Here is a 17,460-nt window from a genome sequence, read left to right as displayed (position 1 = left end):
CGTTCTTTCAGTGTCGGTCCGTCTCGGTGTGTATGAGTGAGTGGACTGCGGACGACGTCCCCGACCTGTCCGGACAAACAGTCGTCGTCACGGGTGCGAACAGCGGCATCGGGTTCGAGGCGTCGAAGAGGTTCGCGGCGAGGGGTGCGCACGTCGTCATGGCCTGTCGGAGTCTCGACAGGGGCGAGTCGGCGATGGCCGAGATTCGGAGTGAGTTGGATGCGGCATCGCTCTCGCTCGTGGAACTCGACCTCGCTGACCTCGATTCAGTCCACCGGTTTGCGGACGAGTTCACGGCCGAATTCGGGTCGCTTCACGTCCTCCTAAACAACGCGGGTGTGATGGCGATTCCGCGGCAGGAGACGGCACAGGGGTTCGAGATGCAGTTCGGCGTCAACCACCTCGGACACTTCGCGTTGAGCGCACTGCTGTTTCCCTTGCTCCGCGACACACCGGGTGAGACGCGCATCGTCACCGTATCGAGTGGAGTCCACGAGCGCGGGAGGATGGACTTCGACGACTTGCAAGGAGAACAGCGGTACGAGGAGTGGGGTGCCTACGCACAGAGCAAACTCGCGAACCTGCTGTTCGCGTTCGAACTGGACCGCAGACTGACTGCGTCGGGCATCGACGACGTGTCGAGCGTCGGCACACACCCCGGATACGCCGCCACGAACCTCCAGTTCAGAGGTCCGCGCGAGTCTGGGTCCACGCCTCGGCTACTCCTGAGCAAAGTCGCGAACGCCGTCTTCGCCCAGTCGGCGGCGATGGGCGCACTGCCACTGCTCTACGCTGCGGCGGAACCGTCTGTCGAAAGCGGGTCGTACGTCGGCCCGCAGGGCCTCTTCGACATGCGTGGGCATCCGGGGCCGGCAGAACCGAGTCGGCGAGCGCGAGACCCAGAAACCGCGAAGCGACTGTGGGCGGTTTCAGAGGAGTTGACGGGCACGCGATTCCGACTCGCGTAACCCTCTGCCAAAGCGGATATTCTCGGTTCTCGGCGGGTCGATTCGCCGAGATGTCCAAATACTGCCGAGTGCTATGAGGAGACATGACGAGTACGACTATCGACGTAACCGACGACTTCACGGAGGCAATCGTCTCCTCTTCTCGAACGACGCTCGGTGACTCGCTCCGGAGCGTCATCTACTTCACCCGCGACGATTTCGAGGTGTTCTACGTCAGACAGGACCTCTACGGCGACGAAGACGAGATGCACGCGGCCAAGGCAGCGCTCGTCGAGAGCGAACGAACCGGGTTCGGGCCACAGGAAAAGTACGCCCGGAGCGACGACGCCGCCGGGGGGAACCCCGACTTCGGAGAGTACGAATTCACCCTCCGAGTGTTCTCCGGCGGGTTCGTCGGGCGCGTCGTCGCCGGTGACCACGGCGTCATCGTCACCACGGACCAACTCGAACTCTCCGAGTTCGAAGAGATGGAAGTCGCAATTCGCCGGATGCTGGAGAACCGACTCACCGAGTGAGTCTCCGTTTCGAGTCTCGGATAACGACTTTTCGCGGCTAACTGACATACGGTGGGGTTCTCGCCGGAAAACGGTCGGACACGGCGCGTCCACCAGCGCCGAGACGTGGCGACGTCTGCCAGTGGACGCCCGACGTGTCGTCAGGTCGCTCTCAGGTGCCGTCGACGAGTCGTTCTAACTGCTCTGGCGGGACTGCCCCCCGAGCAGCATACCCCTCGTAGGCGAACGTCGGAACGCCCGTGACGCCGTGTTTCTGCGCCTCGGCAAACTGCTCTCGAATCTCGGTTCGGAGCGTCTCGTCGTCCAGCGCCGATTCGACTTCGTCGCCGTCCACGCCCACGGACTCGGCGAGTTCGACCAGCAGTTCCGTGTCACCGATATCTTTTCCATCCTGCCAGAGCGCCTCGAAGACCGATTCGTCGAACGCGAGCCACGTCTCGTAGTCGGTGTGTTCCTTCAGGTAGTACGAGACGACTTGCGCTGGGAGTGAGTCGACGTCTGTCGCAATCTCCTGTTTCATCTCGACGTCGTACCGGTCCTGGAGGCGACGGACGCCCTGCTTCGCCTGCTCGTAGTAGTCGTCGTCTTTCCCGTCGTCTACCGAGAAGTCGATGCTCCCGTCGGAGCGTCGCTTCTGACTCCGCAGGTCGAACGGGCGCCAGTCGATGTCGAGTTCCTCGTCTCTGTTCTCCTGATACCGCGAGAGAGACTGCCGTCCGAGGTAACAGAAGGGGCACACGTAATCCGAGTAGACCGTAATTCGTTCGTCTCCGTCCTCACTCATGGGAATTCGTTCTGGACTCGATTACAAAAATGATTGGGTACGAACTCTCACCCGCGTACGACGACAGTCGAGACGGATTCGTTCGGGGATTAGACCGCCGAGACGCTCGAATTTCGAACGTCGAGTCCATCTATCGTCAGAATCCAGGACCACCGGTAAATCTATATTAGTGTATCCTAATATTAGTAATTGCTAAAATGTCCCCAGAGAACACAGGCAGTACGTCGGCGTCGTCTCAGCAGTCACCGTGTTGTGTGCCTGCCGAGCACGGCCTGACCGACGACGAACTCGCTGCCGACGTGCAGATGCTGACGGCCCTCGGGAGCGAAACTCGATACGAGGCCCTCCGCCTCGTCGCCGAATACGACGACGGCGTCTGTGGTTGCCAACTCGAACCAGCACTCGGTGTGAGTCAAGGCGCGGTCAGCCAGGCGCTCTCTCGACTCTACTCGGCCGGACTCGTGACGCGCCGCAAGGAAGGCCGCTGGCGATACTACTCGACCACAGACGAAGCAAACCGACTCCTCTCCGTCCTCGACGGAACCCGAACGTCCGACGATGAGTAACGACACGCCCACACCGGCCGACACAGACGGCCCCACTCCGGCAGAACAGCGGAAAGCAGTCAGGGAGCGATACAGCGACATCGCGGCCGACTCGTCGTCCCGTTGTAGCGACGACGGAGAGCGGACGGACCACGACGACCAGTCGCGCAAGATGGGCTACTCTGACGCGGAACTCGACGGTGTCCCGGCCGGTGCGAATCTCGGCCTCGGGTGTGGGAATCCGACTGCACTCGCGAGCCTCGAAGGCGGTGAGACGGTGCTCGATTTGGGGTCCGGTGCAGGGTTCGACTGCTTCCTCGCGGCGAACGAAGTCGGCGAGGGTGGCCACGTCATCGGCGTCGATATGACGCCGGAGATGGTCGAGAAGGCCCGCGAGAACGCGTCTGACCACGACGGCGGGAACGTGGAGTTCCGACTCGGCGAAATCGAACATCTTCCGGTCGCCGACGAAACCGTCGACCTGGTCATCTCGAACTGCGTCGTGAATCTCTCGCCGGACAAACCGCAGGTGTTCGACGAAGCGTTCCGCGTGCTTCGCCCCGGCGGGAGAGTCGCTATCTCCGACGTCGTGCTGACCACGGCCCTCCCCTCGGATATCCACGCAGACCCCACCTCCGTCGCCTCCTGCATCGCCGGGGCATCGACAGTCTCTGACCTCGAATCGATGCTGGACGACTCCGGGTTCGAAGACGTCGCTATCGAGCCAAAAGAGGACAGCGAGGAGTTCATCCGCGAGTGGGACGACGAACGCGACGTGAGCGAGTACGTCGTCTCGGCGACCATCGAAGCGACGAAACCGGCGCACTGACCCCCGTTGACACCTCCAAAGCGGCCCTCCACTGCGCGACGATTCGGCCCTCCACTGCACGACGATTCGGCCCTCTACCTACGACCGTTTCTCCCTCTGCCGACTGACGATTGGCGTCGGTTCGACAGCATCCGGCTAAGTTAATCGTGTTAGATGACGTAGGTGTACGTATGGCCAAGCGACACCACCGCTGTAACCTCTGTGGGAACGACTTCGACACCGGAGAACAGCTAAACGAACACGTCGAACGGCGTCACCCGAAGAAGGACGTTCGCTGGTGGGTCGTCGTCGAAGACCCGGCGAAGGACCTCAAGTTCTCCCGGTGAGGAAGGGGCCAGACACGACGGGACGACACCGTCACCCGAGATGCGTCTCGAACCAGTCGGCAGCGAGTTCGGCCACGTCCTCCAACTCGCCCGCACCTTCGAAGAGGTGGCCGGCACCCGGAATAACCTCCAGTGACTTCTCGCAGTCGAGTTTTTCGAACGCATCACGGTTCAGGCTGAGGACGGGTTCGTCGGCACCGCCGACGACGAACAGCGTCGGTGCGGAGACGTCGGCGAGGCGGTCTTCTGCGAGGTCGACGCGCCCGCCGCGAGAGACGACGGCATCCGTCTCGTCACCCAGTTCCGCCGCGGCGAGTAGTGCCGCCGCCGCACCCGTACTCGACCCGAAGTAGCCGATTTTTACGTCGCTCGTCTCCGGTCGGCCACGAAGCCATTCGGTCGCGGCGAGCAGACGCTCGACCAAAAGCGGGATGTCGAACCGCGTCTCGTACCGCTCGTCTTCTTCCTCGGTCAAGAGGTCGAACAAGAGCGTCCCGACGCCTCGTTCGCGAATGACCTCCGCGACGTAGTTGTTCCGCGGACTCTTTCGACTACTCCCACTGCCGTGTGCGAAGACGACGAGGCCCTGGGCACCTGTTGGCATCCCGAGGTCACCTTCGAGTTCGACCCCGTCGGCGGGTATCGTGACGGGTTCGGTTGTCGTGTCAGCCATACGAACAGATACGGCAACCGAGGACTTATTTCTGTGCGCTCACGCCGCCTTTCGGACCCAAATCGACGTTTCAGGAGAGTCGACGTTCGTGATTCACACAATTAATGTTAATAGTTCATGTTGTGTAGTCTCACGAGCATATGGTGGGAGTTAACGAACTACAGACGATGTACGAGCAGATGGTGACTGCTCGGTATTACGAAGAAAGACTACAAGAGGAGTATCTCGTCGGAAAACAACCGGCGTTCGATATCTCCGCGGGGCCGATTCCGGGTGAGCTTCACCTCGCTGCGGGCCACGAATCGTCCGGTATCGGTGTCTGCATGCACCTCCGCGACGACGACACGGTGACGGCACCGCACCGACCACACCACATCGCCATCGCGAAAGGGGTGGACCTGAAGAAGATGACCGCAGAAATCTTCGGGCGGAAGACGGGGCTCTGCAAAGGGAAAGGTGGGCACATGCACCTGTTCGACCCGGAGGTAAACTTCGCGTGCTCGGGCATCATCGCACAGGGGTGCCCGCCGGCAGTCGGCGCGGCGATGGCCGCACAGAAACGGAACACAGACTCCGTCGCCGTCGCCTTCCTCGGTGAGGGCGCTATCGACCAGGGTGGGTTCCTCGAATCGCTCAACCTCGCGGCAGTCCACGACCTACCAGTCGTCTTCGTCGTCGAGGACAACGACTGGGCGATTAGCATGCCGAAAGACCGCGTGACAGACGTCAAAGACGGGTCACAGCGCGCACAAGGCTTCGACATGCCCGGAGAACGCATCGACTCCGACGACGCCGTCGCCGTCTACGAGGCGGCGGAGAAAGCCATCATGCGGGCCCGCGACGGCAACGGACCGACGCTGCTCGAAGTACAGGTCCACCGACGCATGGGTCACTTCATGGGCGACGCGGAGGCGTACCGGCCAGAGGCAGACGTCGAACGCGCGAAGATGCGCGACTCTATCGAGCGACTCGCCGACGACTTACGGACGGCAGGCGTGGGCGACGACGAACTCGACGAGATTCGAGAGCGGGCGCACGAACGCGTCGACGAGGCCATCGACTGGGCCAAGGAACAACCGGAACCGGACCCGTCGGAGGCGTACGAGGACGTCTTCAAGAACCCGCCAGCACAGGCGACGACCGATGGAGGTGAGGAATAATGGCGACCGAATCACGAGACGTTACCGAAGCGACCGAGACGGACCGCGAACTGACGATGAGTCGCGCGATGGTCGAAGCCATCGCGTGGGAGATGCGCGAGAACGAAGAGGTGTTCTACATGGGCGAAGACGTCGCCGACTACGGCGGCATCTTCTCCAGTACGACCGGCCTCCTAGACGAGTTCGGCCGTGATAGAGTCATGGACGTCCCTATCAGCGAGACGGCCTACCTCGGTGCCGCCGTCGGCGCGGCACAGGCGGGAATGCGCCCCATCGCCGAACTGATGTTCGTCGACTTCTTCGGCGTCGCGATGGACCAAATCTACAACAATATGGCGAAGAACACCTACATGAGCGGTGGGTCCTTCTCCGTCCCGATGGTGCTGACCACGGCCGTCGGCGGCACCTACAACGACGCCGCGCAGCACTCCCAGACGCTCTACGGGACCTTCGCCCACCTCCCCGGGATGAAAGTCGTCGTCCCGAGTACGGCCTACGACGCCAAGGGCCTGATGCACAGCGCCATCCGCGACGACGACCCGGTGGTGTACATGTTCCACAAGCGCCTCATGGGTCTCGGCTGGATGCCGTCCCCGCCGGGACCGAAGACCGGCGTGCCGGAGGAAGACTACACGATTCCGTTCGGCGAGGCGGACGTCAAGCGCGAGGGAAGCGACGTGACCGTCGTCACCCTCGGCCTGCACGTCCACCGGTCTTTGGACGCCGCGAGTCGACTCGAAGACGACGGCATCGACGCCGAAGTCATCGACCTGCGGACGCTCGTCCCCCTCGACACCGACACTATCCTCGAATCGGTGCGCAAGACCGGCAAACTCCTCGTCGTGGACGAAGACTACCAGTCGTTCGGCGTGACGGGCGAAATCATCGCCCGCGCGGCGGAAGGCGCGCTCGACGACCTGACGGCAGTCGAACGCCTCGCCATCCCGGACGTGCCGATTCCCTACGCGCGCCCACTGGAAGACGAGGTCAACCCCTCCACCGACAAAATCGCCGACGCCATCCGCCGACTCCACGAATGAACGGGACACAGAACCCATACGGAGGCCGAAGGTGACCGAAGACGTCGACATCGATTCGGCGTCCATCTGGCCCGCCGACGCGGACGACGTAGACGAGGGCTACCTCGCCAACTGGTTCGTCCGCGAAGGCTCCGCCGTCGACGAAGGCGAGGCTATCGGCGAGATGCAAGTCGAGAAGGTGAGCATCGACGTGACCGCACCGACTGGCGGAACGGTCACCGAACTCGTCGTCGCCGAAGGCGGCGAGTTCACCCGCGGCGACGTCCTCGCTCGGATTCAACCGAGCGCCTGAGGACGGCTATCTTTTTGCGGTCAACAGGGAGAGACATCGTCGCCGCTCGTTCGCTCGACACCCGTCTCGTTCACGAGATAGAACGCTTCTGAGACGATGTCAGCCTCTTCGCCTTCTTTGCTGTACCAGTACGGATGGGTGACGTCGACGACGATGCCGTCGTCAGACCGACTCACGATTGTCGCTTCCTCGCTCGCTGTCGTCGCCGTCGTGCCCCAACTCAGGAGACACGAGGCGTTCTGCAGTCGGGATTCGAGGTAGCGTTCCTCTGCTGCGAGTGCACGTGCTTCGACAGTCGGTCCTGCGTCTTCTGTCTGCGGCGTTCCCGTCTGAAATTCCGTCGTCGTCTGCAGGTCCATCGTCTCGGAGTGAGTCGTCTCAGTCGACTCGTCGCTCCCGGTCGATTCATCGCCAAGACATCCAGCCAGACCAACGACCGAGACGAGTACGGACCCAACGTTTCGGAGGACACGTCTCCGTGAGCGACGGGAGGGCATACGAGATTCCGCGCGGACAGTGAGTAAATATCTTCTGTCTAACAGGTCCACTCGGTTTCATCACACGTGTCGGTTACGACTCGCGCTGTTCGTTTCGGACTCGTTCTGTCTCCGCGAGGGCGCGGTCCATCAACATCCGGTGTGCTTCTCGCTTCTCGCCACCCTCCGGTGGGTGGCACTGCTCGTAGCGACCCTCGTGGTCCATCACCCACCGTCGGCGGTTGTCCGAGAGAAGCGCGTTCAAGATGGCTTCGAGTTCGGTACAGAGCGCCGGGTCTTCGACGGGTGCGATAGCCTCGACTCGCCGGTCGAGGTTGCGGGTCATCCAGTCGGCGGACCCGACGTAGTACTCCGGTTCGCCGCTGTTCTCGAAGTAGAAGATGCGCGAGTGTTCGAGGAACCGGCCGACGACGCTCGACACCGAGATGGTGTCGGAGATGCCGTCGATGCCCGGTCGGAGGCGGCAGATACCGCGGACCACCAGGTCGATATCGACGCCCGCCATCGACGCCTCGTAGAGTTCCCGGACCATCTTCGGGTCTTCGAGCGCGTTCATCTTGGCGACGATGTGCGCGTCCCGTCCCGCGCGGGCGTGTTCTGCCTCTCGGCGGACGAGTCGCGTCATCTCTTCGCGGAGATTCGTCGGTGCGACCAGCAGTTTGCGGTAGGTGTCGTGCCGGGAGTGCCCGGTGAAGAAGTTGAACAGGCGCACCAGGTCGTGGCCGATGTCCGGGTCGGCGGTGAACAACCCGAGGTCGGTGTAGAGTTTGGCCGTCTCCGAGTGGTAGTTCCCCGTGGCGACGTGGGAGTACAGTTGGACGCCGTCGCCCTCCTCGCGGACGACGAGCGCCGTCTTCGTGTGCGTCTTCAGGCCGATGGTTCCGTAGGCGACGTGAATCCCCTCCTCTTCGAGACGGCGGACCCACCGCAGGTTGTTCTCCTCGTCGAATCGGGCTTTGACTTCGACCATCACGGCGACCTGTGTCCCGTTCTTCGCCGCTTCGATGAGCGTCTCGATGACCTCAGAGTCGGGTGCCGTCCGGTAGATAGTCGCCTTGATTGCGAGGACGTTGGGGTCGTTCGCCGCGGCCTGCAGGAACGTCCCGACGGTCCCGGTAAAGGAGTGGTACGGGTGGTGGACGAGGACGTCCTTCCGGGCGATTTCGGCGAAGAGCGCGTTCGGGTCGTCTGGCGAGAGGGTGACGAACCGCGGGTGGGGTTGGGGGTGCCACGGTTCGACTTCGAGTTCGTGTCGTTCGAGTTCGAAGAGCGCTTTCAGTCCCGTGAAGTCCATCGGCGTGTCTCGTTCGAACACCTCGTTGTCGTCCAGGTCGAGTTGTTCGACGAGGAGTTCGCGAACCGCAGGCGGCGTCTCCGTCTCGACTTCGAGTCTGACGACGGTGGCGAACCGACGCTGCCGGAGGACGTCCTCTATCATCGTGATGAGACCCTCGGCAACTTCCTCGTTCCGCCGAACCTCGGCGTTTCGCGTCACCCTGAACAGCGACGTATCGACGATTTCGACGTTTGGAAACAGCAAGTCGAGGTTGTGTTCGATGATGCGTGAGAGCGGGACGAATCGCGTCGGTGCGTCGGTGGTGTCGTCACCCCCGTCGGTACGTTCGTCTACGTCGACGAGTTGCGGTCGGTTCCCGGGTACCTTCACGCGGGAGAACTTCGTCTGGGCGTCGCCGTGTTCTCGCGTGAGCACTGCGAGCGACAGCGAGAGATTCGAGATGAACGGAAACGGGTGTGCAGGGTCGAACGTCAGTGGGGTGAGCGTGGGGAGTACGGCCGCCTCGAAGTACTCCCGAAGTGCCGTCTGTTCGGTGGGCGACAGCGACTCGTAGGCGACGATTTCGATACCGGCGTCTGCGAGTGCAGGCCGGACGAGTTCGTCGAAACAGGCGGTCTGCTGGTCCAACAGGTCACGTGCACGCTCTAAGACGACCTGCCACTGTTCACGCGGGGTGCGGCCATCGGGCGACAGTTCCGTCACGTCGGCGGCGATTTGCTGTTTCAACCCACCTACGCGCTTCATGAAGAACTCGTCGAGGTTCGAGGTGAGAATCGAGAGGAATTTCACGCGCTCGAACAGCGGATTCCGGTCGTCTAACGCCTCGTTGAGCACGCGTTCGTGGAACGAGAGTTCGCTCAGTTCGCGATTGAGGTACAGTTCCGTGTCCGAGAGGTCCACGTCGTCCGAAATCGATGGCGTCCCAGTGACGTCACTGATGCGAACGGGGGCCGTCGTCGGACGCTGCCCGTCCGTGAGACTCCCGTTGGATTCGAATCGTTCGCCGACGTGGGTTTCCTCTTCGGACATCGACTGAGAGAAGATGGTACCGCAGTGAACTTTACTCCGCCGCCTGTTGGGGGGTGGAGACCGACACTCGTGGCGAGGTCACGCGAGCGCGGGTTGCCGGGGGTCGATGATTTTCGACTCTTTGCGCGATTCGTGTGTCACCTCGACGTCGACAGAGACGAGTTCGTCGGCGTGCAGGTCGTAGGCCGTGAGTTCGCCGCCGTAGACGGCGCCCGTGTCGAGTCCCATCGCGTATCTGTAGACTGCGGGGTGCGCCATGACGGTGTGTCCGAAGAAGACCCGGTCTGGGCCGTCGTAGTGTTCGAACCAGAAGGGACCGTCGTAGCTATCGCCGGGGTTCATCGCACGCGTGTTTTCGAGGGCATCGACGTCGTGTTCTTCGAGCGGGACGTCGGGGTGGACGCCGCCGTGGACGACGAGGGCGCCGTCCCACGAGATGGCGACCGGCAGGGATTCTATCCACGCCAGGTCGTCGTCGGTGAGCGCGTCGATTTCTTTCGTCCCACGGACGAGTTTCTCCTCGTTGTTGCCGCGGACGGTGAGGAAGTTGTCGCGTTCGCGGACGAAGTCGACCACGCCTTTGCTGTCGGGGCCTTTCCGAACGAGGTCACCCACGAAGACCACGAGGTCATCTTCGGTAGGGGCGAGACGGTCGACGAGGCGTTCGAGTGCGGAGAGACACCCGTGGACGTCGCCGACGACGTACACGTCGTCCCAGTCGTCGATGTCGACGCGGAGATGCTGGTCGGCGACGTCAGGGTGGAACGTAGGTACACTCATGCGAACTTTCTCTCTGTATCAACCACTGGAACTTTAGAAAGGGTTACTAGTTTCTCAACCTTGTGCTATATAGTCAAGGGAAGGCCGGAGACACGGACCGAATCGACCCTCCATTCGGTCCCACTCGTCCCGCAATCGCTTTCCGGCGGGACCCCGAATCCGGGGACATGAGCATCGGACCCCTCGACGACGAGACGGTCGAAAAGTATCGAGAGGCAGGAACGGTCCTCCGAACGGTGTTAGACGAGACGGCCGAGATGGTCGAACCCGGCGTCACTCACCTCGAAGTGGCCGAACACGCCGAGTCACGCATCCGCGAACTCGCCGACGGGTGTGCGTTCCCGGTCAACATCAGCGTTAACGAAGAGGCGTCACACGCGAGTCCTGGGCGCGACGACGACACCGTCTTCGGCGAGGACATGGTCTGTCTGGATATCGGCGTCCACGTCGACGGGTACATCGCCGACTCGGCGGTGACCGTCGACCTCTCGGGGAACGACGAACTCGTCGAATCCGCCGAAGAGGCACTCGACGCCGCCCTCGACATGGTCGAAGCGGGCGCCCACACCGGGAAAATCGGGGCCGAAATCGAAGACGTGATTCGTGGCTACGGTTACACGCCGGTTCTCAATCTCTCTGGACACGGCGTCGAACAGTGGGACGCCCACACCGACCCGACGATTCCGAACCGCGGTGCTGACCGGGGTGTCGAACTCGAAGTCGGCGACGTCATCGCTATCGAACCGTTCGCAACCGACGGGTCCGGCAAGGTCACCGAGGGGTCGAAAAACGAGATTTACAGCCTCGTCAACGACCGGTCGGTCCGTGACCGGATGTCGCGCAAACTGCTCGACGAGGTCCGCGAGAAGTACAAACTCCTCCCCTTCGCCGCGCGCTGGTTCGAAGGTGGTCGCTCCGAGATGGCGATTCGCCGCCTCGAACAACAGGGCGTCCTCCGTGGTTACCCGGTCCTGAAAGAAGAGGAGGGTGCGATGGTCGGACAGGCCGAAGACACCCTCATCGTCACCGAAGACGGTTACGAGAACATCACGCGGTAGACCGCACGTCCGGCGTTCGGTCTGGCGTTCGAGAGACCACCAACCGAAACTGCTTGCATCCCCCCGTTCGTTCACACCGCTATGGACCAACTGTTCGCCCCGTGGCGTATCGAGTGGGTGACGCGGGACGACGACCAGAACCGAGACGACGACGAAGGCGACGACTCCTGTCCGTTCTGTGCGCTTCCCGAACGCGACGACGACGCCGAGAGCAACATCGTCGCTCGCTCCGAACACTCGTTCGTCCTCCTCAACAACTACCCGTACGCCCCCGGTCACGTGATGGTCATCCCGTACCGCCACACCGGCGACTTCGCGGCCCTCTCGGACGAGGAACTCCTCGACCACGCTCGCCTCAAATCCAGAACGCTCGACGCACTCGACGCCGCGTTCGACCCAGACGGGTTCAACGCAGGCGAGAACCTCGGCGGGTCTGCCGCCGGTGGGTCCATCGACGACCACCTCCACACCCACGTCGTCCCGCGGTGGAGCGGCGATACGAACTTCATGCCCGTCGTCTCGGATACGAAAGTCATCGTGCAGGCACTCGACGACTCTTACGAACACCTCCACGAGGCCTTCAGTGAACTCGATGGGGCCGTCGTCGACGGCGACGATGACGCGGTTTACTTCGAATTAGACTGACTCAAAAACGCTTGTGAACCGCGTCTAAACGCCCGCTATCACCCGAAGCGCATTTCAACCCGACACCCGAAAGCCACGGTAATGGATCGGAAGCAGGCTCTCCGTCGGGTCGGTATCGTCGTCCTCGTGGTGAACGTCCTGCTCGTTCTCGGGAAGGGCGCAGTGTGGTGGACGACGGGGAGTCTGGCCGTGGGGTCCGAGGCGGTGAACAGTCTCGCCGACGCCATCTACAGTACCATCATCCTCGCTGGCCTCTATCTGACGACGAAACCGCCGGACTTCGAGCACCCGCACGGCCACGAGCGAATCGAACCGTTCGTCTCGCTGTTCGTCGCCGTCGGTGTCTTCGGCGCAGGCGGGGCGATTCTCTGGCAGAGTACGACCAGCATCCTCGAAGGGACCTACGGTGGGACCGCAGGGGCACTCGGGGTTGCCATCCTCGTCGCCGCCGGTGTGTTCAAATACGGACTCTACCGCTACTGCTACGACGTCGGCCGTGAGCAGAACTCGCCGGCACTGGTCGCTGCGGCACTCGACAACCGCAACGACATCCTCACCGCGACGGCGGCACTCGTCGGTGTCCTCGGCGCACAGGCCGGCTATCCGGTGTTGGACCCACTCGCCGCGATGGTCGTCTCCCTCGGCATCATCTACACCGGGTTCGAAATCGTCCGCGACAACGTCAACTATCTCGTCGGTGCGGCACCACCCGACTATCTCCGTGACCTCATCGTCCAGCGAGCGCTCTCGCATCCGGACGTTCGCGGCGCTCACGACGTCGTCGCCCACTACGTCGGCCCGGAAATCGACGTGAGCCTCCACATCGAAGTCGAAGGTGACATGACGCTCCACGAGGCCCACGACATCGAGACGTGGGTGGTCCAGGCCATCCGTGACATCGACGAAGTCGACGACGTGTTCGTCCACATCGACCCGAAAGAACTCGGCGAGTGGAAAGACGACCCGGGCGACGGCCGATACACCCCGTTCACGCCGGACGGGAACGGAAAGGAGTAGGCTGTTTCTTCCCTCAGAGTCGCTCCTGGAGTTCGAGACGGAGCGTCCCGAGGTACGGGACGTGGAACTGCGCTTTCGCCTCGACCCACTCCGGTCGTACGGGTGGAGCGATACCTGTCGCCTGGTCGTAGTAGTCGTTGTTGTCGCCGCGAGTGATGTAGCCTGCGTGGGGTGCCGGACAGTTCAGTAACTCGGCACAGGAGTCGGCACCGCGGACGTACGACTCGTTCGCCTCGGCGTACCAGTTCTCGCCGGCGTCGACGGAGAACACCGCCCGATGGATTATGGGCGACCCGTCTCTCGACGGTGGCGCGTAGACGACGACGTCGCCGTCGGCGCCGATTCGACCGTATCCGTCGCTCGCGTTCACCGTGACGACGCCGTGTGTGTCGGCGGCACTCCCGGCGAACCGACCCTCGTCGGTGACGACAACGAGGTCACCGCGTTCGAGGTGGGGTTCCATGCTCGCGCTCTCGACGGCGACCATCGGTGGCCAGACGCCCGTGACGGTAAAGAGGATGGCACCGACGAGAAAGAGGACGGCGAGCGTATGCAGGACGTCGCTGGCGACGAGGCGGACGAGTGGAGGGTCGTCGGAGGACACACACGAAATCTGTACTACCCGTGATACCAATCTGTCGGTGAGACGTCTGTCTGCTGTCGCGGGCACCGTCGAGAGTACTCGGTGCCAACCGTTATCGTGCGAGCGGAACTAGTCAGTTCATGGATGAATATACGGCCGTGTTCGAAATCGATTCGGAGTCAGACGCCTACGCTATCGAACGGTTGATGGACCGTCTGTACGATTCGCTCCGAGAGGAGTCACGAACGCTCGTCGAGGGGTCGAGCGACTCGACGGCAGTGTTAGAACAGTTCGAGAATATCCGTAACGCCGCACGACGGCCAACACCCGGGACACTGACGGTGATATACGAATCTCGTGACGAGGAGTTCGAGAGGTAACGCCACGCCGAATCGAGCGAAGGTTTAAGGCCGATTCGGCCGCAGACCGCCCATGGAATCGGACGACAGCCTCGACTACTACGACACGTGGGCCGCCGTCTACGACGCGGAGGAGACGCCGACAGAAGACGTGTCGTACTACGTGGACCGGGCAAGCGACGTCGATGGCCGCGTCCTCGAAGTCGGGTGCGGGACGGGTCGAATCTACCTCGAACTCCTGCGTGCTGGCGTCGACGCCTCCGGTATCGACCTCTCGACGGGCATGCTCGACAAACTCCGGGAACGTGCCACCGAAGCAGGGTTCGACCCGGACGTGTGGCAGGCGGATATGCGCGAGTTCACCGTCTCGGACCCCTACGAACTCGTCGTCGTCCCCTTCCGGGCGTTTCTGCACAATCTGACTATCGACGACCAACTCGCGGCCCTCCGGTCGCTCCTCGACGCGACGGCGGAAAACGGCGAGTTGGTGCTGAACTTCTATGCGCCGGACTGTGAATTCGTCGTGGAGAACTACGGCGTCGAAGAGATAGAAGCAGTCGAAATCGGCGGCGAGCAGTATCGAGTGATGCACCGCGCAGACTTCGAAGACGACGTCGAGGGAATCGTGAAAGGTGAGAAGGTGCTGTTCGACGAGCACGACGACGTCGTCGTCTCGGGGTCGTACAGACTGAAGTCGGTGACGAAACGGGAGTTCGAACTGCTGTTGCGACTCGTCGGTGCGTCGTCGTGGGAGGTGACGAACTTCGACGGTGACCCACCACAGTCGGCGGAAGACGAACTCGTCTGGTCGGTCAGGCCGTAAGAATCAGTGGCGACGCGCTCGCTCTCAGGCGGCCTTCGGTTCGACTGTCGTCTCGACGGGTTCGCCGAAGGCGTAGACTGTCTGGTGTGCGGTGACCGTCACCCGGGCGAAGTCACCGGGTTCGAGGCCGTGTTCGGAGGCGTTCTGGACGATAATCTGGCGGTACGCCTCGTCGCGGCACTTCACCGAGTCACCGGTTCCCTCCTCGACGACGAGCACGTCGTGTTCGGTGCCGACCATCTCCTCGTAAGCGGCGGCGACGATGTCCATCTTCGCTTCGGACATCTCCTTCGAGCGTTCCTTCTTGATGGTCCCACCGAGGCCCTTCAGGTCGGCGGCGTCGGTGCCGGGGCGCTTCGAGAAGCGCGTGACGTTGATTTTCTCGGGGCGAATCTCGCGGAGGAGGTCCATCGACTTAGCGTGGTCTTCGTCGGTTTCGGTGGGATAGCCGACGATGAAGTCCGTCGAGAGCGTCCAGTATTCTAACTCCCGGTCGAACGTCTCCACGATGTCGCGGAACTTGTCGACGCGGTGTTGCCGGCGCATGTGTTCGAGCACGTCGTCGGACCCAGACTGGACGGGCGCGTGGATGAAGTTGTAGAGTTTGTCGTGCTTCGCGAACACGGCGGCGAGTTCGTCGCGGATGCCGTGGACGCCACCGGGGTTGGCCATGCCGACACGGACCCGGAAGTCACCCTCGATTTCGGTGCAGATGCGGTCCAGGAGTTCTGGAAGCTTCCGGTCGCCCTTGTCCCAGCCGTAGACACCGGTGTCTTGGCCGGTGATGCGGAGTTCCTTCGCACCGGCGTGGACGAGTGCGCGCGCCTTCTCGACGTTCTCCTCGACGGAGGGCGAATCGACCCGCCCGGTGGCGAACTTCGTGATGCAGTACGAGCAGTTGGACATACACCCGCGAGCGATGGGGAGGATGCCGACGACGCCGTCCAAGACGGGTTCGACACCGGGGCCGGGCGTCGGACATTCACCGTTGGTGACGGCGGTGGGAACGTCGTCCCAGTGGAGAATCTGGGCGTCGATGCCCTCCTCGCGGAAGTCGTTGCCTTGTGCGAGTGCCATACAACCGGTGACGATGAGGTCCGCCGTCTCCTGTTCGAGTTCTTTGGCCCGGCGGAGCATGTTCCGCTCCGTCTTCTCCACGACCGTACAGGTGTTCATGATGGCGACGTCGGCTTCCTCGGGCCCGTCGACGCGGTAGTGACCGGCGTCGCGGAGGGCACTCTCGATGGCGCGACTCTCGCCGCGGTTCGAGGTACAGCCATACGTCTCGATGTGGTATCGGGCCATTCGGTTATCTCAGTTATCGGGTGCGCGGCCAAAAACGACGCGGTATCCGACGACGTTCGGCCCTCGGAGGGACGCCGACGAGACGGTCCAGGGGCTAGCGCGTGAACAACAACGCGCCGACGAGCGTCAACAGGAACTCAGACCAGCACTGCCCGAGGCTGAACGAAGACCGGAGGACCGAAGAGAGACACGGGAGCAGTTGCAGGAATCCGACGACGAAGCAGAGTAATCCGACTGCCATCGAGACGCGGTGGAGTGTGGTTCGGGACATCGAAAGCGGGGGCTATCGAAGAGCGTGTCGCGTAAGTATTGAATGTTAGACATCACGTGAGAGTCGGCGGTTCCCGTGACGAGATTGGTAGAGAACCATCGAATATGGGCGTATCGGAGCGTCTATCCCTGATAATCTGTCCCACCGGAAACTCCCACCGGCGGTATTATCCTAAATATGGCGAACATAATTCAAGCCATCAGCCGTTGTATATTGACTCGCTATGGAACTTAACCTCCGCGCGATTGCATACGGTTTCGCCGCAACGCTCATCATTGGCATCCTCAGTGGACTCACCATCCCGTTCACGACGATGACGCTCCCGACAGTCGGGTACATCCTGACCGGGATTATCGGCGGGTTCGTCGCGGGGTACATGGTGATGACCGGAACGACTGACGGCGCACTCAACGGCCTCGTCGCGACGACTCTCGGTGGGATATTCGTCGCTATCGGACTGGTCCTGTTCAACATCCTGTTCACGGGCCTGTTCTTCGGCCTGACCACGTTCGCAGCGTCCATCGTCATCATCGTCCTCGCGGGCGTCCCGGGTGCCGTCGGCGGCGTGCTCGGCAGCATGATGAAGAACCGCTCTGTCGAGCGCACTGGCAGACCTGCCGCCTGATTCGGCGACGACGGGCCGACCACTCGATTCCGTCTTTTT

General features: G+C 62.3%; 22 protein-coding genes. 14 read left to right on the top strand and 8 right to left on the bottom strand.

Translation table 11 applies throughout. The features are described 5' to 3' along the window. Positions 1 to 32 precede the first annotated feature (32 nt). The gene (locus ACK3R5_RS10645) at positions 33 to 968 is read left to right on the top strand and encodes an oxidoreductase (RefSeq protein WP_411966936.1); all 936 of its coding nucleotides are present in this window, start codon (positions 33 to 35) and stop codon (positions 966 to 968) included. 83 nt (positions 969 to 1,051) lie between these two features. Further along, on the top strand, positions 1,052 to 1,483 hold the full coding sequence (locus tag ACK3R5_RS10640) for a hypothetical protein (RefSeq protein ID WP_411964033.1): 432 nt from the start codon (positions 1,052 to 1,054) through the stop codon (positions 1,481 to 1,483). 151 nt (positions 1,484 to 1,634) lie between these two features. Here ACK3R5_RS10640 and ACK3R5_RS10635 read toward each other — a convergent pair whose 3' ends face one another. Next, on the bottom strand, positions 1,635 to 2,267 hold the full coding sequence (locus ACK3R5_RS10635; RefSeq protein WP_411966935.1) for a DsbA family protein: 633 nt from the start codon (positions 2,265 to 2,267) through the stop codon (positions 1,635 to 1,637). A gap of 254 nt (positions 2,268 to 2,521) precedes the next feature. Between ACK3R5_RS10635 and ACK3R5_RS10630 the strand changes: the two genes are divergently transcribed. The 3 genes from ACK3R5_RS10630 to ACK3R5_RS10620 all read left to right on the top strand — a co-directional run bounded on the left by ACK3R5_RS10630 (position 2,522) and on the right by ACK3R5_RS10620 (position 3,967). Continuing rightward, positions 2,522 to 2,833 (top strand): ArsR/SmtB family transcription factor, encoded by a 312-nt coding sequence (locus tag ACK3R5_RS10630; RefSeq protein WP_411966934.1) that lies wholly within the window; start codon positions 2,522 to 2,524, stop codon positions 2,831 to 2,833. After that, positions 2,826 to 3,641: an arsenite methyltransferase gene (locus tag ACK3R5_RS10625; protein WP_411966933.1), complete on the top strand. Its 816-nt coding sequence runs from the start codon at positions 2,826 to 2,828 to the stop codon at positions 3,639 to 3,641. The genes ACK3R5_RS10630 and ACK3R5_RS10625 overlap by 8 nt, the downstream gene beginning before the upstream one ends. Before the next feature lie 170 nt (positions 3,642 to 3,811). Then, a complete protein-coding gene (locus ACK3R5_RS10620; RefSeq protein WP_411966932.1) occupies positions 3,812 to 3,967 on the top strand; it encodes a hypothetical protein in 156 nt (51 codons plus the stop codon). Between the two features lie 31 nt (positions 3,968 to 3,998). Here the strand turns inward: ACK3R5_RS10620 and ACK3R5_RS10615 are convergent, their stop codons facing one another. Next, a complete protein-coding gene (locus tag ACK3R5_RS10615) occupies positions 3,999 to 4,640 on the bottom strand; it encodes a dienelactone hydrolase family protein (RefSeq protein WP_411966931.1) in 642 nt (213 codons plus the stop codon). Positions 4,641 to 4,807: 167 nt separating this feature from the next. On the opposite strand from ACK3R5_RS10615, the gene ACK3R5_RS10610 reads away from it, so the two are divergent. From ACK3R5_RS10610 to ACK3R5_RS10600, 3 genes are read left to right on the top strand one after another with little or no spacing between them, the layout of a single operon-like run. After that, the gene (locus ACK3R5_RS10610) at positions 4,808 to 5,800 is read left to right on the top strand and encodes a thiamine pyrophosphate-dependent dehydrogenase E1 component subunit alpha (RefSeq protein WP_411968655.1); all 993 of its coding nucleotides are present in this window, start codon (positions 4,808 to 4,810) and stop codon (positions 5,798 to 5,800) included. After that, on the top strand, positions 5,800 to 6,840 hold the full coding sequence (locus ACK3R5_RS10605; RefSeq protein ID WP_411964027.1) for an alpha-ketoacid dehydrogenase subunit beta: 1,041 nt from the start codon (positions 5,800 to 5,802) through the stop codon (positions 6,838 to 6,840). The genes ACK3R5_RS10610 and ACK3R5_RS10605 overlap by 1 nt, the downstream gene beginning before the upstream one ends. 31 nt (positions 6,841 to 6,871) lie before the next feature. After that, positions 6,872 to 7,132, top strand: coding sequence for a lipoyl domain-containing protein (locus ACK3R5_RS10600; RefSeq protein WP_411964026.1), 261 nt, complete (start codon positions 6,872 to 6,874; stop codon positions 7,130 to 7,132). Between the two features lie 20 nt (positions 7,133 to 7,152). Here the strand turns inward: ACK3R5_RS10600 and ACK3R5_RS10595 are convergent, their stop codons facing one another. The 3 genes from ACK3R5_RS10595 to ACK3R5_RS10585 form a co-directional block, all read right to left on the bottom strand. After that, positions 7,153 to 7,629, bottom strand: coding sequence for a hypothetical protein (locus tag ACK3R5_RS10595; protein ID WP_411966930.1), 477 nt, complete (start codon positions 7,627 to 7,629; stop codon positions 7,153 to 7,155). 73 nt (positions 7,630 to 7,702) lie between these two features. Continuing rightward, positions 7,703 to 9,955, bottom strand: coding sequence for a polyphosphate kinase 1 (ppk1, locus tag ACK3R5_RS10590; protein WP_411966929.1), 2,253 nt, complete (start codon positions 9,953 to 9,955; stop codon positions 7,703 to 7,705). Positions 9,956 to 10,033: 78 nt separating this feature from the next. Continuing rightward, positions 10,034 to 10,735 carry a metallophosphoesterase family protein gene (locus tag ACK3R5_RS10585; RefSeq protein ID WP_411964024.1) on the bottom strand — a complete coding sequence of 234 codons (702 nt, stop codon included), beginning with the start codon at positions 10,733 to 10,735 and terminating at the stop codon, positions 10,034 to 10,036. Positions 10,736 to 10,902: 167 nt separating this feature from the next. Here ACK3R5_RS10585 and map point away from each other — a divergent pair, with 167 nt between their 5' ends. The 3 genes from map to ACK3R5_RS10570 all read left to right on the top strand — a co-directional run bounded on the left by map (position 10,903) and on the right by ACK3R5_RS10570 (position 13,455). Further along, entirely contained in the window at positions 10,903 to 11,793 is an 891-nt protein-coding gene (map, locus tag ACK3R5_RS10580; protein WP_411964023.1) for a type II methionyl aminopeptidase, read from the top strand. 81 nt (positions 11,794 to 11,874) lie between these two features. Next, positions 11,875 to 12,438 (top strand): HIT family protein, encoded by a 564-nt coding sequence (locus tag ACK3R5_RS10575; RefSeq protein WP_411964022.1) that lies wholly within the window; start codon positions 11,875 to 11,877, stop codon positions 12,436 to 12,438. An 81-nt stretch (positions 12,439 to 12,519) separates the two neighbouring features. Next, positions 12,520 to 13,455, top strand: a complete 936-nt coding sequence (locus ACK3R5_RS10570; RefSeq protein ID WP_411964021.1) for a cation diffusion facilitator family transporter — start codon at positions 12,520 to 12,522, stop codon at positions 13,453 to 13,455. 13 nt (positions 13,456 to 13,468) lie between these two features. Here ACK3R5_RS10570 and ACK3R5_RS10565 read toward each other — a convergent pair whose 3' ends face one another. Continuing rightward, positions 13,469 to 14,059 carry a S26 family signal peptidase gene (locus tag ACK3R5_RS10565; RefSeq protein ID WP_411966928.1) on the bottom strand — a complete coding sequence of 197 codons (591 nt, stop codon included), beginning with the start codon at positions 14,057 to 14,059 and terminating at the stop codon, positions 13,469 to 13,471. A gap of 119 nt (positions 14,060 to 14,178) precedes the next feature. On the opposite strand from ACK3R5_RS10565, the gene ACK3R5_RS10560 reads away from it, so the two are divergent. Beyond that, a complete protein-coding gene (locus ACK3R5_RS10560) occupies positions 14,179 to 14,418 on the top strand; it encodes a hypothetical protein (protein ID WP_411964019.1) in 240 nt (79 codons plus the stop codon). A 52-nt stretch (positions 14,419 to 14,470) separates the two neighbouring features. Then, positions 14,471 to 15,220 carry a class I SAM-dependent methyltransferase gene (locus tag ACK3R5_RS10555; RefSeq protein WP_411966927.1) on the top strand — a complete coding sequence of 250 codons (750 nt, stop codon included), beginning with the start codon at positions 14,471 to 14,473 and terminating at the stop codon, positions 15,218 to 15,220. Between the two features lie 24 nt (positions 15,221 to 15,244). Here ACK3R5_RS10555 and ACK3R5_RS10550 read toward each other — a convergent pair whose 3' ends face one another. Together ACK3R5_RS10550 and ACK3R5_RS10545 are read right to left on the bottom strand one after the other, a co-directional pair. After that, positions 15,245 to 16,525: a tRNA (N(6)-L-threonylcarbamoyladenosine(37)-C(2))-methylthiotransferase gene (locus ACK3R5_RS10550; protein ID WP_411966926.1), complete on the bottom strand. Its 1,281-nt coding sequence runs from the start codon at positions 16,523 to 16,525 to the stop codon at positions 15,245 to 15,247. Between the two features lie 94 nt (positions 16,526 to 16,619). Then, positions 16,620 to 16,796, bottom strand: a complete 177-nt coding sequence (locus ACK3R5_RS10545) for a hypothetical protein (RefSeq protein WP_411964016.1) — start codon at positions 16,794 to 16,796, stop codon at positions 16,620 to 16,622. Positions 16,797 to 17,019: 223 nt separating this feature from the next. On the opposite strand from ACK3R5_RS10545, the gene ACK3R5_RS10540 reads away from it, so the two are divergent. Next, complete coding sequence (locus tag ACK3R5_RS10540) at positions 17,020 to 17,421, top strand: DUF5518 domain-containing protein (protein WP_411964015.1); 402 nt, start codon at positions 17,020 to 17,022, stop codon at positions 17,419 to 17,421. The last annotated feature ends 39 nt before the right edge of the window (positions 17,422 to 17,460 follow it).

Source organism: Haloferax sp. YSSS75, assembly GCF_046764215.1.
Taxonomy (GTDB): Archaea; Halobacteriota; Halobacteria; order Halobacteriales; family Haloferacaceae; genus Haloferax.
This window is presented reverse-complemented; position numbering and strand designations above follow the sequence as displayed.

Coding starts and splice junctions, on each gene's coding strand:
- ACK3R5_RS10645 (WP_411966936.1), top strand. CDS start 33: ATGAGTGAGTGGACTGCGGACGACGTCCCCGACCTGTCCGGACAAACA.
- ACK3R5_RS10640 (WP_411964033.1), top strand. CDS start 1,052: ATGACGAGTACGACTATCGACGTAACCGACGACTTCACGGAGGCAATC.
- ACK3R5_RS10635 (WP_411966935.1), bottom strand. CDS start 2,267: ATGAGTGAGGACGGAGACGAACGAATTACGGTCTACTCGGATTACGTG.
- ACK3R5_RS10625 (WP_411966933.1), top strand. CDS start 2,826: ATGAGTAACGACACGCCCACACCGGCCGACACAGACGGCCCCACTCCG.
- ACK3R5_RS10620 (WP_411966932.1), top strand. CDS start 3,812: ATGGCCAAGCGACACCACCGCTGTAACCTCTGTGGGAACGACTTCGAC.
- ACK3R5_RS10615 (WP_411966931.1), bottom strand. CDS start 4,640: ATGGCTGACACGACAACCGAACCCGTCACGATACCCGCCGACGGGGTC.
- ACK3R5_RS10610 (WP_411968655.1), top strand. CDS start 4,808: ATGTACGAGCAGATGGTGACTGCTCGGTATTACGAAGAAAGACTACAA.
- ACK3R5_RS10605 (WP_411964027.1), top strand. CDS start 5,800: ATGGCGACCGAATCACGAGACGTTACCGAAGCGACCGAGACGGACCGC.
- ACK3R5_RS10595 (WP_411966930.1), bottom strand. CDS start 7,629: ATGCCCTCCCGTCGCTCACGGAGACGTGTCCTCCGAAACGTTGGGTCC.
- ppk1 (WP_411966929.1), bottom strand. CDS start 9,955: ATGTCCGAAGAGGAAACCCACGTCGGCGAACGATTCGAATCCAACGGG.
- ACK3R5_RS10585 (WP_411964024.1), bottom strand. CDS start 10,735: ATGAGTGTACCTACGTTCCACCCTGACGTCGCCGACCAGCATCTCCGC.
- map (WP_411964023.1), top strand. CDS start 10,903: ATGAGCATCGGACCCCTCGACGACGAGACGGTCGAAAAGTATCGAGAG.
- ACK3R5_RS10575 (WP_411964022.1), top strand. CDS start 11,875: ATGGACCAACTGTTCGCCCCGTGGCGTATCGAGTGGGTGACGCGGGAC.
- ACK3R5_RS10570 (WP_411964021.1), top strand. CDS start 12,520: ATGGATCGGAAGCAGGCTCTCCGTCGGGTCGGTATCGTCGTCCTCGTG.
- ACK3R5_RS10560 (WP_411964019.1), top strand. CDS start 14,179: ATGGATGAATATACGGCCGTGTTCGAAATCGATTCGGAGTCAGACGCC.
- ACK3R5_RS10555 (WP_411966927.1), top strand. CDS start 14,471: ATGGAATCGGACGACAGCCTCGACTACTACGACACGTGGGCCGCCGTC.
- ACK3R5_RS10550 (WP_411966926.1), bottom strand. CDS start 16,525: ATGGCCCGATACCACATCGAGACGTATGGCTGTACCTCGAACCGCGGC.
- ACK3R5_RS10545 (WP_411964016.1), bottom strand. CDS start 16,796: ATGTCCCGAACCACACTCCACCGCGTCTCGATGGCAGTCGGATTACTC.
- ACK3R5_RS10540 (WP_411964015.1), top strand. CDS start 17,020: ATGGAACTTAACCTCCGCGCGATTGCATACGGTTTCGCCGCAACGCTC.